At 30.6% G+C, this 16,401-nt stretch carries 10 protein-coding genes; 7 read left to right on the top strand and 3 right to left on the bottom strand.

Annotated elements, in window-relative coordinates:
- Nucleotides 1–15 precede the first annotated feature (15 nt).
- The 3 genes from EHE19_RS11045 to EHE19_RS11035 all read right to left on the bottom strand — a co-directional run bounded on the left by EHE19_RS11045 (nucleotide 16) and on the right by EHE19_RS11035 (nucleotide 5,990).
- The gene (locus EHE19_RS11045; RefSeq protein WP_171003470.1) at nucleotides 16–2,838 is read right to left on the bottom strand and encodes a stalk domain-containing protein; all 2,823 of its coding nucleotides are present in this window, start codon (nucleotides 2,836–2,838) and stop codon (nucleotides 16–18) included.
- 120 nt (nucleotides 2,839–2,958) lie between these two features.
- A complete protein-coding gene (locus EHE19_RS11040; RefSeq protein ID WP_137695887.1) occupies nucleotides 2,959–4,581 on the bottom strand; it encodes a copper amine oxidase N-terminal domain-containing protein in 1,623 nt (540 codons plus the stop codon).
- 305 nt (nucleotides 4,582–4,886) lie between these two features.
- On the bottom strand, nucleotides 4,887–5,990 hold the full coding sequence (locus tag EHE19_RS11035; protein WP_137695888.1) for a hypothetical protein: 1,104 nt from the start codon (nucleotides 5,988–5,990) through the stop codon (nucleotides 4,887–4,889).
- 630 nt (nucleotides 5,991–6,620) lie between these two features.
- Between EHE19_RS11035 and EHE19_RS11030 the strand changes: the two genes are divergently transcribed.
- The 7 genes from EHE19_RS11030 to EHE19_RS11000 all read left to right on the top strand — a co-directional run bounded on the left by EHE19_RS11030 (nucleotide 6,621) and on the right by EHE19_RS11000 (nucleotide 16,151).
- A complete protein-coding gene (locus EHE19_RS11030) occupies nucleotides 6,621–8,423 on the top strand; it encodes an ABC transporter ATP-binding protein (RefSeq protein WP_137695889.1) in 1,803 nt (600 codons plus the stop codon).
- Between the two features lie 192 nt (nucleotides 8,424–8,615).
- A complete protein-coding gene (locus tag EHE19_RS11025; protein WP_171003471.1) occupies nucleotides 8,616–8,783 on the top strand; it encodes an AC3_0185 family rSAM-modified Cys-rich RiPP in 168 nt (55 codons plus the stop codon).
- Between the two features lie 287 nt (nucleotides 8,784–9,070).
- Nucleotides 9,071–9,592 carry a tetratricopeptide repeat protein gene (locus tag EHE19_RS11020; RefSeq protein ID WP_137695891.1) on the top strand — a complete coding sequence of 174 codons (522 nt, stop codon included), beginning with the start codon at nucleotides 9,071–9,073 and terminating at the stop codon, nucleotides 9,590–9,592.
- Nucleotides 9,593–9,958: 366 nt separating this feature from the next.
- The gene (locus EHE19_RS11015) at nucleotides 9,959–10,672 is read left to right on the top strand and encodes an SDR family oxidoreductase (RefSeq protein ID WP_137695892.1); all 714 of its coding nucleotides are present in this window, start codon (nucleotides 9,959–9,961) and stop codon (nucleotides 10,670–10,672) included.
- Between the two features lie 300 nt (nucleotides 10,673–10,972).
- Nucleotides 10,973–12,472 (top strand): MBL fold metallo-hydrolase, encoded by a 1,500-nt coding sequence (locus EHE19_RS11010; RefSeq protein WP_137695893.1) that lies wholly within the window; start codon nucleotides 10,973–10,975, stop codon nucleotides 12,470–12,472.
- A 220-nt stretch (nucleotides 12,473–12,692) separates the two neighbouring features.
- A complete protein-coding gene (locus EHE19_RS11005; RefSeq protein ID WP_137695894.1) occupies nucleotides 12,693–14,792 on the top strand; it encodes a RecQ family ATP-dependent DNA helicase in 2,100 nt (699 codons plus the stop codon).
- On the top strand, nucleotides 14,793–16,151 hold the full coding sequence (locus EHE19_RS11000; RefSeq protein ID WP_137695895.1) for a DNA-processing protein DprA: 1,359 nt from the start codon (nucleotides 14,793–14,795) through the stop codon (nucleotides 16,149–16,151).
- Nucleotides 16,152–16,401 lie beyond the last annotated feature (250 nt).

Below are 16,401 nucleotides of genomic sequence, written 5' to 3'. Positions count from 1 at the left end.
ATAAGACAAAGTCTCCTACTGTACAGAAGTAGGAGACTTTGAGTATATGGTACAACTTTTTGCTATCTCATCTATATATTTCTCGATTGTTTCACGCTCTATTATATTAGTTTTATATTTAAGTGAATTATTAAAACATTCTAATGCTTTTTTCTGATTTGCCTCTTTGTCCTTTATTTCAGCTAGTTCTTTATATGAAATACCAAGGATATATTGAATGGTGGCATATTGGTAAGAACCATCTTCCTCCACTCCCAAATTGACTACACTATTAAGTATACTAATTGATTTAGTAAGATTGTATTCTTTATCAGAATAATTTGATAGATAGTAATATAGCTGTCCTAAAGATATTTGTGATGAATAATAGTCTTGGGGTGAACTTTTATAAGTGATAGTTTGTGAAGCTTCCTCATTTAGAGCAATGGCTTTTTCAAACATTTCTTTATTTGATTCCAAATTTGCAAGCTTAGTATAAGCAAATGCTAGGCCCAATTTTGTTTTTGCTAACTCTGAATAATAATCTTCCTTATTAAATATATTAATAGCTTCTTCATATGCTTTTATGGCTCTATATAGATTTTCTTTTACATTAATGTATGCTGATAAATTTGTATAGGAGTTTCCTAGCTGGCATTGACATAAAGCATATTTTAAAGGGTATGTTTCAGGAGTAAAAACTTTAAGAGCTTCAAAATTAGCGTTTATTGATTTCTGATAATAAATACTATCTTGGCTTAGACCGGCATAGAAATAGTACGAGTAACCTAGATTGGTATTTATTATTGCATAGCTTTGTGGGAATTGCTCAAAGGTATATACTTTTAATGCTTGTTCATAAGCACTAAAGGATTTTCTTATATAATTTAAATCTCCTGTTATAAGGCCCAATCCAGAATAAGAGCAAGCTAAAGAATTTTGAACTTTTGCATAATCTAGAGGAAATGTATCTATCTTAAATACCTTTAGAGATTCATTAGCAGCATTAATAGCTTTTAAATTATTTTCTTGATAATCCCTATAATTTGCTAATTTTGTGTATGCAAAAGATAAATTGAAATAAATACTTGCATATTTAGTGGGGTACATATCAAGTGTGTAGAAATCAAGCAACTCAATGTAAAGCTGAATTGCTCTTGAAAGATTATCTGCAGCATCTTCAATATCAGAAAGCTTACTATACCAATCTGCAAGGTCATATTTATTTTCGTAAGAACTTATTGGATATTTATCATTAGTATATACTTTGAAAGCATTATTATAAGCATTAGAAGCTTTCTTTAAGTTTTCTTCAGAATTACGAATGGTAGACAATTGAACATACATTTTACCTAAACTCATTTGTACATCTGAAAAATGTAATGGGTAATTTTCCATACTATAAATCTTTAAGACTTCCTCACGTAAAGCAATTGCTTTTAAAAGATTATCAGGTGAGTCAGACATGACAAATAGATTTCTATAGACATTAGATAGTATTATATTTGTATCAGCATAGTAATTAGGATACTGCTCAATGGTAAAAAAACTAAGTGCTTCTTCACAAAATTCTAATGCTTTTAAGGCGTAGCTTTCAGTTCCTTCCTTACTAAATAACTGTATATGGCTTGTACTTAAATTAAGATTAATGAGTGTATAGTTTACAGAATCATCAATTTTTTTATACCCCAATTGTGCTTGGTTAAAGGCTAATATTGATTTATTAATATTAGTGACAAATTCTTGATAATTACTTATTTCAGACAAGCTTGAATATATCATACCTATTATTTTTTGAACAGCTGAATACTGTGAAGGATAGCTTTCAAGAGTATAAATTTTTAAAGCTTCATTACAATATTCTAAGCCTTTATTAAGGTTTTCTGTTTTATCTTTTACATTTGAAAGAGAATAATATGCATATCCAAGATTTTTCTGAACCTCGGATTTTTGTAAAGGGTCAATATTTCTGGCTTTTAAAGCTTTCTCAAAGCAAATTAGTGCATTAGGAATATTTGTATGTGCATCTCTTACTGTTGAAAGATATAAATATGCAACACCCAAACCATTTTGAATAGAAAAATACATATTTGTATATTTTTCTTCAGAACATATTTTTAAGGCTTCCTCATATACAATTATTGCCTTCTTAAGGTTATCCTCATTGTTATTGTATTGAGAAAGCTTTGTATATGCATTTCCTATATTGAATTTTACTAGAATATATTCCTCAGGATTTTTGGTACTTGATATATTTTTTAGAATATTTTCATAGGCTTTTATAGCTGGAGAAAAACGATTCTCCTCAAATAGCTTGTTAGCATCGTTGATACTGTCATTTATTTTGCTTAATCCGTACCGTTTATCTATGTAAAGAATATTTTCATAACCTATTGCAATATTATTATTATTTCCTGTAATAGATAGATCGTTTAAAATATTTATATGGAAAACATTATCACTTTTATCCCAGTAGGATTTTATTCCATATGCTATATCCAAAGCCTCATCAGGAATGTAGAACTTATTATTAATAATAATTGGTGATAGTTTAAGAACATGATGTTCTTCATTAACTGTTATTGTTTTACTAAATAAGTTAAATATAATATTTTTGTTACTATTTCTGCATGTCACAGTTCTTTTTGTACTATCCCATTTATAATCATAGCCTAAAATATCAGCTATTTCTGCTATTGGAACAAAAATAGTATCACTAACTTTGAAGGGGGGATAGTTGAATTTAACATTTTCTCCATTGATTTTAACACCTGATACAGGGCTTGTGTTTGCATATGCAAATGTTGAACTTAATATCAACATAAAAAGAAAGGCTGTAAGTTTTACTAATTTTTTCATAGTTACCTCCATTTTTTATACTCAACTAACTAATGAGAAGTTAAAAACGTCTATGTAGAAGTTGAGTTAGTAGTATATAAAAATAAGTGGTCTAGTCAAAAATATAATTTGCATATATTTTCAGTTAATGTTGACCATTTCATTAACCTTCTGATTAATTAGGGAATTAAGAACTGGATAATCCTGCTCTGTATAGACCTTTAGCGAATTATTATATGCAGAAAGAGCTGATGAAAGGTATTCTTTTTCATTTTGATTTATAATTAAATGGCTATATACTGCAGCAAGTAAATAATTGCTATATGCATACCCAATAGGATATTTTTCATATGTGTAGATTAATAAGCTTTCTGTGTACTCATTTTTAATTAATTCAAGTAAAGTTGGCTTTACTAGTGAAGGTAATTTTATACTATTAACTTGTGCAAAGGTATTAGATGACAAATATTCAGCTAAATATGGTTTATTAAAGCTATCTGTATTCCACTTCGCAAGTTGAATTGAAAAAACATCACCAAGGCTTTGATGAAGCTTTGCGTATTCTTTTGGATAGCTTTCAACAGTAAACACATTTAAGGCTTGCTTATATGAGTCAATTGCACTTTGAATATACAAATCGGATGGGGAGAAGGAGAATAATAACTTATAAATATCTCCAGTCTTTTTATGTATTGAAGCACATTCTAAGGGTGTTTCTGAAAAATTGTATATATTTAAATAATCATTATATATATTTAATGCTGTCAGTAGGCTTTCTTCAGATAAGTTTTTTTGATTTAGCCTAAAATAAGTTATTCCAATATTGTTTTGCAAAGTAGCATATTCAAGGATATAATTCTTTGACAAATCGTTAATGGAGGCATTTGAAAAATACTCAAGTGCCATTTTTAGATGTTCTTCTTCTCTTGAAACTTCCCAAAGAACATTGTAAGCATTGCCTAGATTAATAGATGCTATTGAATATTTAAGACTGTTTGCATCTGAGGAATAGATTTCTAATGCTTGTTTGTAATAGCTTATTGCATAATTAATGTTTGAAACCTTATTTCTAATTTCTGATTTAAGGGTATATGCATTTCCAAGATTATTCATGATATGTGCATAAATATTAGGGTCTTCATTTAAAGAGATATTATCTAGAATACTCTTGTATTGTATAACAGCATCATCTACAAGATTTTTAGCTAACATGCTATCTGCATAATCAAGCATGTCGTTTAAGGTGTCAATTCCATAGGGTTCTATTATATTGACAATAATACCATTTCCGGCAACAATAATATTTCCGTTTCCTTTTACAGCAATATTACTGTACACATCGTTTGATACAACTATGAAATTATCTGTTTTATTCCATCTGACTTTAATTCCGAATTGTGTTGCCAGCAGCTTGCTTTCTATATATGTAACACCTGAAATTATAATTGGTGAACTATTTATGTGGGTTTTAACATTGTTAATTTCAGCAGTTCTATTATTAACTGTAAAAATAACCTTATCAGCTTCCCTAATGCAAGTTATAGATTTGTTAGCTGAGTTCCAAGTTACTTCCCAACCATAAGCTTCAAGTGCAGTTCGCAATGGGATATACGGTTTGTTGTTAATTATTTTTGGTTTTATTGAAATTGATTTATTGGTATTAACATAAATGTAATTATCTTTTGCATATATAGGATTAATCATTAAAAGGATTATTTGAATTGAAATAATAGTAAAAAGTAAAATTCTAGAAACAATTTTCAAAAGTCTTCCTCCTATTAATTATTAATTCTACTATCCCACCGCAAAAATCTATCGGTGTTTAAGCTTATCAATGGCTTGTAGACAAGAAATAACTCGAAAGTATAGTTTGTGCTTACATGGTGCACTTTCGAGTCTCAAAAAACGCAAGTCTTTTTTACTAATGTGTGGGGAGTATCTATATATTTGGTGTGTTTTAGTTCATCAATGCAAAAAGCTGGCTTACTATATTCAACATCTATGATTCATAGTGTGCTAAAACCAATATCGTGTCGGTTTTTCGGTAAAAATAAATTGCTTAATGCAGACTATTCGTTTTCTAGTATGATTGTAGAACTTCCTACAGCAATGTTATTATTACTGCCATTTATATTAATAGAATTATTAATATTATTATTACTATTTTCAATATTATTGTTGCTGTCTTTATTGTTGTTCTTTGAGGAGGTATTTAAGTCGGTCTTAATACCACTCTCAGCGCTTTTTTTAGATGAAGCCTTTGGAGATGTTTTTTTGGGGCTTTCATGCTGTTTCTTCTCAACTACTTCAGTATTTTTAGCTAAAGTAGAATTTGTATCACTGGACACAGCTGGTGAAGAGGCAGTTGGTATATCATTGTCAGATGACTTTTTATCATCTGCAATTACAGTGTTATTTTGCTTAGGAGAAGCTACTACTTGAGAACTCTGAGCGGGAGCTGTTTCTAAGCCGATATTGCTTTGCTTATTATCTAGTGCTTGATAAACTATAAAGCTGGTTAGCGAGAACAATACTATTACTAATGTTGCTTTGCTCAATAAATATTTAATATTTTTTATTTTATTTATATCCTTTACATTTTGATTAGTATTTCTAATTAGCCTTTTTATAGAATTATTGGAAGTAATATTACCCTTTTTATCTATAGATAGATTAAATTTCATAATACCTTTATAATTGCCGGAAATATCATTTTGATTATCAATTTGCTCAAGTTCTTTGTTTTCTAATTCAATACTAGCAGAACGTTTCTTTGGGGTAAAAATTTTTTTTGCAGCAGGATGGTTAGATTTTGTTTCTTCATATAAATCAAATTCTATTGTAAAGATACTCAAGAATTCAATCAAAAAATCTTCAAAGTTTTCTTTATTAATTATAGTTTGCTTAAGCTCCTGTTTTAACAAACTATTTCTTAATATTGATATTAATTCGTTTTTGATAACAAGTCTCTGTACTTCGGTAGACTCATTTAAAACAAACTCAGCTATTTTTTTTAAATCCTCTGTTTTAGGTACAATCGTACCATTTCTCCATCTTGATATTATAGATATATCTTTTCTAAGATAAAAATCGGCGAAAATTTGTGGACTTTTTGTAGTGGTTTTAAAAATTATATTTAAAACATTATCGATATTAAGGGAATTGTCTGTCATATGTACCTCCAGTATAAAAAACAAGGACAGGATATTATATTAATTTAATGCGCAGGCCAATTATTTTATTAACCTTGCTGAGTAAAATTATAGTATTAGCATACTGTTGCTTCTTCACAAACTTATTTAAATTGTTTATTTCAAGATATTTTCATTTATATTTTGTACTTGCATATAAGCATTAGTTGTTTACCGACAAACTCAGTTCAAAAATTTAGCACAACAAGTTAATTTAATAACTACAACATATAGTGCAAATAGTCTAACCGTAAGAATTTTATCACATTATAGTTTCCTATATCAACTATAAATGGATATATATTTAAATAATGATATCATAGAAAATTCAACAAAAGTTCAATATAACTACAATATAAATACAATATTTAATTGAAATTACTATGATAATATTATTAAAAAATGGAACAAATTACTGCTCAATTTAATCTTTAAAATAATACTAATTTTTCATATATAAGAATTTGGCTTTCAGAAGTTAAGTTTTGGCTTTAAGTTATTTTCTAAGATGTAAAAATAAATTTTATCTGTAATAGTACTCGAAAGATAAAGTGAAAGATTAATATGAAATAGATTGATGATTATTATAAATATATAATGTGGGGACAAAAAATGAAGATTAAAGGTCTAAATGAAAAAGATGTTGCTTTAATTAAACGTATGCTAAAATATGTTTTTAATTATAAGGCTAAATTTATAATTGCACTATTATGTATTATCAGCACAATTGGTACTGGATTAATAATGCCTCTGCTTTGGGGGAGAATATTGGACAGTCTGTTCCAAAAAAGTATGGACGGTGCAGCACTTAATATAATGTATAGCATTATATTGGGCATACTTACCAATATAATTTCATATTTGCAATCATATATATTTTCTTCACTTAACCAAAATATAATATTCAACTTAAAAAGGGATATGTATAAATCAATGCTTGATCTACCTGTAAAGGCTTATGATGATATAAGCAACGGAGAATTAATTTCTAGATTGCATGGAGATGCTGCAGCAGTAGCAAATGCTATTACAGGAACATTGTTAAACACTATCGTTGATATAATACGTCTTATTGCTATAGGGGTAACAGTATTTGCTATAAGTATAAAATTAGCCTTAATAGTGGTATTTACTTTTCCAATATCCTTTTATATTTTTAATAAATACGGCAAGAAAATAAGACAAAGTAACAAAGAGTTATCAGAACTAAATGATAAATACTATAGTGATTCGGGACAAGCAATTTGGGGGATAAGAGAGATAAAAAGTCTGGGAGTTAAAAAAGAAAAATTTGATTCTTTTATTTACTTATCGAACAAAATTAAGAATAAGATAGTGGAAATAACATTGTTAGGCGCTAAGTCTCAAGCATTATCAAGTGTTGTAAGCTTTTTTTCTCAAATGGCAGTTGCTTTTTTTGGAGGTCTATTTGTTGTAAAAGGTTTATTAGACATAAAATATTTTATAGCTTTTTATTCGTATTCTGGGCAGTTTTCAAGTTCGATAACCAACATTAGCAAACTAAATCTTAATCTTCAACAAGTCATGAACTCCATTGAAAGAATATTTTTATTGATTGACGGACTGTCTTATAAAGCTGAAAAATTCGGTGAAAAAAGTGTGGACAAACTAAAGGGTGAGATAATGTTTGAAAATGTATCCTTTAGTTATAGCAAGAAAGCAAAGGTAATTAATAATCTGACTTTACATATTCCAGCAAAAAGTAAGACTGCAATAGTAGGGAGCAGTGGAAGCGGTAAAACTACTTTGTTCAATTTGCTGCTTAAGTTGTATGACCCTTGTGAAGGACGTATCTTAATTGATGGTATAGACATAAATGACATTAAAGAAGAGGACTTGCGAAAGCATATTTCAGTTGTCCGTCAAGAACCTGTTTTATTTATGACATCAATAAAAGAGAATTTGTTGCTTGCAAATCCAAATGCGTCTCAGCAAGAAATAGAAAATGCATGTAAGAAGGCATTTATACATGAGTACATTGAAACTTTACCTAATAAATATGATTCTGTGATAGGAGAAAATGGCGTTAATTTTTCTGGTGGTCAAATACAAAGAATTGCAATTGCAAGAGCTTTAATCAAAAAATCAAAAATAATTCTATTTGATGAAGCTACTTCAGCTTTGGATAATGAATCTCAATTTTATATAAAGAAAGCTATTGATGCCATAGCTAAGGATTGTACTGTGGTTATAATAGCTCACAGGCTTTCAACAATAATTGAAGCTGATGTTATATATGTAATGGAACAAGGAAAGTTAGCAGGTTGCGGCAAACACCACTCATTAATACACACTAACAGCATATATAAAAAATTATATAAAGCAGAGGTTGAACTTATTAATGGAGAGATGCAAGGAGGTGATTTGATATCGGAGAATCTAGCAAGAAGATAAGAATTGCTATAGTAGACAGTGGAATCAATACTGAAATATGCAATCTAAGTGAGCAAGTGGTGCATTCCACTGGATTTGGAATTAATGCTGAGGGATATATAGAAGAAAACAATTCTATGCCTGTATTACATATGCATGGTACTACTACTAACAATAATTTTTTATGCCTATTGGGGCGTGGGAGGTGTTAATATGGAGCGTTTATTTTCAAATAAAAAAATTACTAAAGCAAGACAGGATATAAGTGGATATTGCTATACATGTGATTATGAATGTGCAAGCAGTTGTTCATATACTTGTAGAGGAAGCTGCGACTCTAAGTGTGTTCACAGTTGTTGGGCAAATAATTACATTAGGTAACATAATGTTGTAAGAAAAGCTCATTCATAAATTTTGATTGTTTACATAATTATGGAACAATAGACTGTTATTTAAGAAAGACTATCTGCAGATATTTATTATATATGCATAATTTTATACAAGTAAAAATGCTGCTAAGCAGAGAATTTAGAAAAACTGAAGTCTCTGGCTTAGTAGCATTTTTATGTTAGGGTAAATGTAAATATTTTGTTGAGAGCACTATAAAATTGTAGTAAAATGGTATTATTGAAAAAATATATGGAGAATAATAAAATGAAAAAGCAGATATATTAGTTGAACAGAAAAAATATCAGGAGGCTGTCAAAGTTGCAGATGATTTCCTGAAAATTAAACCAAAAGATTTCTCAATGATGAATAAAAAGGGACAGATATATTATTCGTGGAAGAAATATGCAGAAGCTATTAAAATTTATGATAATATAATTTCACAGAATCCATATAATATTGATGCATATTCTAATAAAAGCGACGCATTACTAGGTCTTGGAAAGTATCAAGATGCTATAAAAGTTTTAGATAAAGCCATAGCACTAAAGCCTAGTAATAAAGATTTGTATACTCAAAAGGGTAACGCAATGGTAAAAAATAAAAAGTATGCAGATGCAATTAAAATGTATGATAAGTCAATTAGTGTAGATGCTGTTAATGGAGAGGCTCACTACCAAAAAGCTTGTGCATATGCTTTGCTTAAGAATAAAGATAAATCAATTGAGAGTCTAAAAAAAGCAATTTCATTTGATAAGAAATACATTGATAATAAAAAAAGATTCAGCATTTTCTTCAATTAAGAAAGACAAAGCTTTCACAGCTATTGTAAAATAAGATATACCACATAATAATAAGTCAGTTGAGATTATGCTATGCATTCCAAAAGTTAGACAATATATTTAACATTTGGAATGCATTTTTATTGTCTGTACAGAAAACAACTAAGCATAAGCATGGCTGTACTTAACTTTAGTTAGGTACTTTTGACTGACATTGATTATTAATCTATATTAATATAACTGACTGCTGTCATTTTAAAATGATATAATTGGTTTAATAAATTGAAACTTTTTAGTATAATATGTTCCGATAATTTGTATAAATAGTTTATTTAATTGTTTGCATAAATAAAATAAATAATTAATTTTTAGGAGACTAGGGATAATATGTTTAAAAATAAAGTAGCTGTTGTAACTGGTGGTGCTAATGGTATAGGAAAGGTCATTTGTGAGGAATTCCGTAAAGAGGGTGCAAATGTTTGCGTTATTGATAAATCAGATAACCCTTATTTTGTGGGTGACATAGCCGATGAAGGTGTTCTGCGTAATTTTGCGGCAAAGGTTCTAAAGGATTATGGGCATGTGGATTATATTATAAATAATGCGTGTTTAACACGAGGAGGTATTGAAAATTGTTCATATGATGATTTTAATTATGTTCTTCGAACTGGTGTAACAGCTCCATTTATGCTAGCAAAGTTATTCATGAACAATTTTGGCAAGGGTGCGGCAATTGTAAATATTTCATCTAGCAGAGACAGAATGAGTCAGCCTAATACAGAAAGCTACACGGCGGCAAAAGGCGGAATCTCTGCCTTAACTCATGCACTGGCAGTAAGTTTGGCGGGAAAGGTAAGAGTAAATTCCATTAGCCCGGGATGGATTGACACTAGCGGAACTGAATTTCACGGTGCTGATAATACTCAGCACCCAGCAGGCAGAGTTGGAACTCCCATTGATATTGCTAATATGGTATTGTTTCTTTGCAGTGATAAGGCAGGCTTTATTACAGGTGAGAATATTGCAATTGACGGTGGTATGACTAAGCTGATGATTTATCACAATGATTTTGGTTGGACATATGATAGCAATAATAATTAGTTAGATGCTTTCGGCAATTCATATGAATGCAGTTCTCTTAATGCCAAGCAGCTTATGTCAATTGCTAAGCAGAAGTGTGAGATACTTGGTATTTTATTTTATATGAAGGATATAATTAAGGATTATAAGCAAGGTTACTATGATAAGCAGCTTACGTTGTTTTAATTGGCTGTATTTGTAGAAACTAAAAATGATAGAAACTTAGAAACTAGAACTGAGAATTAAATAAATATTTTAATTTCAGTTAAAATGGGTAAATATTAAGTATTAGCATATACTTAATATTTATGGAGGTTCTATATGCCACGAAAAACGTACATCACAAGTATGCCAGATAAAACAGGAGCATTCTTACTTGCATCAAAAATCATAGCAAAGCACAATGGAAATATTGCTCGCGTCAGTTATAACAAGGCAGTTGACCTGCATACACTGTTTATTGACGTCGAAGCATCTGAAGAGGCACTTTCTGAAATAGCAGAAGAACTGGGAACTATAGGCTATATTAATAATAAGTTATCTGAAGTCAGAGTTGTTATGGTTAATATAAAAATACCAGATGTACCAGGAGCAGTTCTGCCAATACTTAAAATCCTTGACAGGTATGACATAAATATTTCATATATAAACTCAAACTCTACCAATTCGGATTACCAGAACTTTAAAATGGGACTATTAATTGAAAATCCTAAAATAATCAAAATGGTACTTGATGATATTAGCGAAGTTTATCAGGTTGATATTGCTGAATATGATGATTCTGAAAAGAATTTGGATAATACAATATTTTATATAAGACTTGCTAATGAGATGCAAAAGCTTTTACAGCTAAGCACTGAAACAACGATGGAGTTTATTTCTGAGTCTAACAGGATTATGCAAAGGCTTCAGGATAAGGGTGAAAATCCAGACACGGTATTTGACTATATTCGAAGATTTGCATATTTCATAAATAAGCGACAGGGAATTAATTTTAAGGCTGATATCGAAAAGATAAAAATTAGTGATTTGGTTACTCTTTACAGCATTGAACCGCCCTGCGGCAGTAATACTTATGTTTTGGAAACTCAAGAGGAACTTGTGCTCATAGATACTGGCTATGCTATATATGCAGATGAAATGTTCGAGGTTTTTAGCAAGCTATTTATTAACTGGGAAAATAGAATAAAAAGAGTATACATTACTCATGCAGATGTTGACCATTGCGGACTTTTATCCAAGCTTGAAGGGGCTTCTATTTGTCTTAATAAAAAGAGTGCTGACAGCTTGAAACGGCAGTATATGGGAGTTCCTGATGACAGAGAACAAAATGAAACTAGTTTGGGCTACAGTAAGCTGAGCCGCATTATTTCAGGATATATACCACCAAATACTGATAAATTCTATATTATTGATGAAGATACTCCTGAGGAGCACAATAATCTTCAGTTTATTGGAAGTTTTGCTGTGTCTGACCTTGAATTTGAGGTGTTTGAAGGAAGCGGAGGTCACTTGCGTGGAGAGATGGTTTTTGTGTGCAGAAAATACGGAATTGTTTTTACAGGCGATATTCTTGTTAATATAAGTGGATTTACACCTGAAAGAGCTGAGTTTAATTCACTTGCGCCATATCTTCTAAGGAGTGTTAATACTGACTCTGCTAAAGCAACAGAAATGAGAAATCAAATTATAAGCCTTGCTGAAGAAATTGGCGATGCTAACCAAAAGCCTTGCATTATCTGCGGAGGCCATGGCCCCATTTCAGTAATTTCAAATGGGAAATTGGTGAGTATGAATGGGGTTGAAAATGTGATTTTATAAGTTGAATACTTTTGTGAAATACGTATAGCTGGATTTTCGCGAAATTAGGAAAATAAAAGATAAAATAGTATAAAAAGTTTATTTTTATATAATTTTCTTTATATAAATATTATAATAGAGTTACCAAGTAGTATACCACCCAAAACTATAACTTGTTTATTTTTTTGGTGGCTGAATACATTTACAATGAAACCTTATAATGTAGAATGAAGGTGACTCTATGGATAAAGAGCAATTAAAAAGAATTGCAATTGAGTGCCTGAAAGAATTTTATGGTGAAGACGCAACTTTCAGAGATGGTCAATTAGAAGCAATTATTGGGGTTTTACAAGGAAAGCGAGCTTTAGTTGTGCAGAAAACAGGATGGGGTAAAAGCTTGATTTATTTTCTGTCAACTAAAATATTGCGCAAAGAAGGAAAAGGATTTACTTTAGTTATTAGCCCATTACTTGCATTAATGAACAATCAGATTGAATCGGCCAATAATTTCGGACTAAATACAAGAACAATAAACACAAATAATAAAGATGAATGGGAAGAAATTTATCAAGAACTGAGGGAGAACAAGGTTGATGTTTTATTTATAGCACCCGAGAAATTGGATAATGAGGAATTTAAAAAGAATATCTTAAATGAGATTAATAGTTCAATCGGGGTGCTGGTGATTGATGAGGCACATTGTATCTCTGATTGGGGACATGATTTCAGACCTGACTATAGAAGAATTATAAATATTGTAAAATTTTTGCCACCAAATGTTCCTTTGCTAGCTACTACCGCAACAGCTAATGATCGTGTGGTTAAAGATGTTTCAGAACAGCTAGGCAATGATATAATTATTCAACGAGGTCCATTGATAAGAGAATCTCTTTCAATACAAGTTATACATTTAAATAGAAAAGAAGAAAGATTGGCATGGTTAATTGAGAATATTAATAAAATGCATGGCACGGGTTTAATTTATTGTTTAACAAAGCATGATTGCAATTTAGTAGCAGGATGGCTGAAATGGTGCGGTATTGATGCGTATGCTTATTACTCAGGGTTAAGGAAAGATAAAATTGAGGAAAAAGAAGAACGGTTACGGCTTGAAGAAATGTTTATCCGCAATGAGATGAAAGTACTAGTTGCAACTACTGCTTTCGGTATGGGTATTGACAAGCCAGATATTGGATTTGTAATACATTTTCAAAAGCCAGGTAATGTTGTTACATATTATCAGCAAATAGGCAGGGCCGGAAGAGCAATTGAGTCAGCAGATGCAATTTTACTTGCTGGCAATGAAGACGATGAAATAACTAATTATTTTATTAATACCGCATTTCCTACATATAAAGAAATGGATATTGTTGTAAAAGCTATAGAGAATAGTGATGGAATATCTATATATGAAATTATGAAAGAAATAGACATACGTAATAAAAGACTGGAAAACTGTTTGAAGTTTTTAGTTATAAGTGGTGATATATATAAAGATGGTTCAAAGTATTATAAGTCACCTATACCATGGACTCCCGATTTAGCATATAGCGAAAGCATAACTAAGATAAGACATTATGAACTGCAAAGAATGAATGATTTTATTAAAACAGATGATTGCTATATGGAGTTCATTGCTAAGGAGCTAAATGATTCTTTTGCAAAAAAGTGTAACCGATGCAGAAATTGTTTACAAAAAGACATATACCCAAGTTCGGTTAAAAGAGATACAATTATAGAGGCACTGAAATATATAAAAAATGAACATTATACAATTGAGGCAAGAAAACAGTGGCCGACTGGATTATCTGTAGATGGTAAGAATAAAATTAATGAAATGTATAGGTGCGAGAATGGAATTGCACTAAGTAATTATGGAGATGCTGGCTGGGGTAGAGAAGTTAGTAAAAACAAATATAACGACGGATATTTTTCAGATGATTTAGTAAAAGCTTCTTTTGAACTGCTAAAAGATTTTGCAGGGCAAAAAAATATTGAGTGGATAACTGCTGTCTCTTCACTTAGAAGACCAGAGTTAGTTAGAAGCTTTGCTGTAAGGTTATCTGAATTACTTGGATTACCATATTATGATACAATTATTAAGATTGCAGATGTTAAGCAACAAAAAGAACTTCATAATAGTCATAGTCAATTTAAAAATGCTTGGGACAGCTTTGAAGTAAATAATAATGTTCATGCCGGTAATGTATTATTAGTTGATGATATGGTAGATTCAAGATGGACATTTACCGTATGTGGATATAAACTTAGAAAAAAGGGAGCAGGGCTTGTATATCCGTTTGCATTAGCAAATACAGCAGGCTCAGGAGGACAAGATTAAATGTTTTCAGATAATGCTTATGTAACTATTTTATTATGCAGTCACTTATTGAAGGATGATGGAGCTAAACCATTTTCAATAGTGGAATGGAGCAACTTGGCAGCAAATATTATTAATTCTAAAATTAAAGAACCCGCAGGTTTAATGCAACTTTCAAAGCAGGAAATTCAAAATAATCTATTGATTTCTGAAGAAAATGCAGAGAGAATTTCTATACTACTATCTAGAGGGGCGAAGCTTGCTTTTGCACTTGAAGAGTTATCAAGAAAAGGTATAGGTGTGGTAACTAAAAGTGACAAGGAATATCCAAAGAGGATAAAAGCATTATTAAAAAAGAATGCTCCTCCATTACTTTACTATTCTGGAGATATATCATTGATAAATAGCAAAGGAATAGCTATAGTTGGTTCAAGAAACATTGATGAGAAGGGTGTTAAATTTGCTTACGATTTGGCTAAAAAGGCTGCTGGTGAAAATCTTACTATATTTTCAGGTGGAGCAAAAGGTATAGATACAACTTCAGAGCAATCTGCAATTGAAAATAGAGGTAAGGTGGTTTCAATTTTGGCAGATTCGTTATCTCAGAGGATTAAAAAGAAAGAAATTAGGGAAAGAATCGTTAATAAGCAATTGCTGCTCATAAGCGCAAACAATCCCGATGCTCCTTTTTCTGCTGGAGGAGCTATGAACAGAAATAAGTATATATACTGCCTGTCAAGTGCTGCTTTTGTTATTGCATCAGACTTTAACAAAGGCGGAACTTGGGCAGGAGCAATAGAGAATATTAAGAATAATTGGGTTAAAACCTTTATATGGGATAATAAGACATATGATGGGAATAAAAAGTTAATTGAAAAGGGTGGAATACCACTTACTGATATTGCTAAAGATAATTTATCAGATTTAATAAGTGAAAAAATTTCTTTAAACAATCAAATGGATTTGTTTGGAATATATGAGAAGGATTTGGCTATAAGAGAGTGTTCGGAGGCTTATATTAAAGAAGTTTTAGAGGAAATCACTGATACAGTTAAAGATAAAAATACGGATACAAGTGCTATTTGTAAAAAGGATACAGAACTAGTTATAGATGAATTTTACGATATTAATTCAAAAAAGAATGCAAGTAGAATTAGCGGAATAGATAAAGAAAAAATTCTTGAGACTCAAACATCATATGATTTATTTGATATAGTTATTCCATCAATAATTAAATTGCTAAAACAACCAATGACTCTAGAAGAAATTGCATTAAAATTGAATATAAATAAAAAACAAGCGTCTACATGGATTGAAAGAGCAATGTCTCTAAGTATGGTAAGTAAACTTAATAAGCCTGTGAGATATATTTCTAAGTAATCAAATTACTAGCTAACTTGGAGCCATTAAATGATTTTAACCAAGTTACCGAGATTATTTGGAGTCAAATGAAACGAACTAGGTTAAACTATCAAACTTGTATGGAGTTATATAACCAGCGAAACCAAACTAACGAATCTTAGCTGGAGGTATAAGAATCAAGCTAAACAACCGAACCTAGCAGAAGGCATAAGAATCAAGCCAAATTACCAAACCTTAGCTGAAGGCATAAGAATCAAGCAAAATTACC

This window comes from Ruminiclostridium herbifermentans (assembly GCF_005473905.2).
Taxonomy (GTDB): domain Bacteria; phylum Bacillota; class Clostridia; order Acetivibrionales; family DSM-1351; genus Ruminiclostridium; species Ruminiclostridium herbifermentans.
This window is presented reverse-complemented; position numbering and strand designations above follow the sequence as displayed.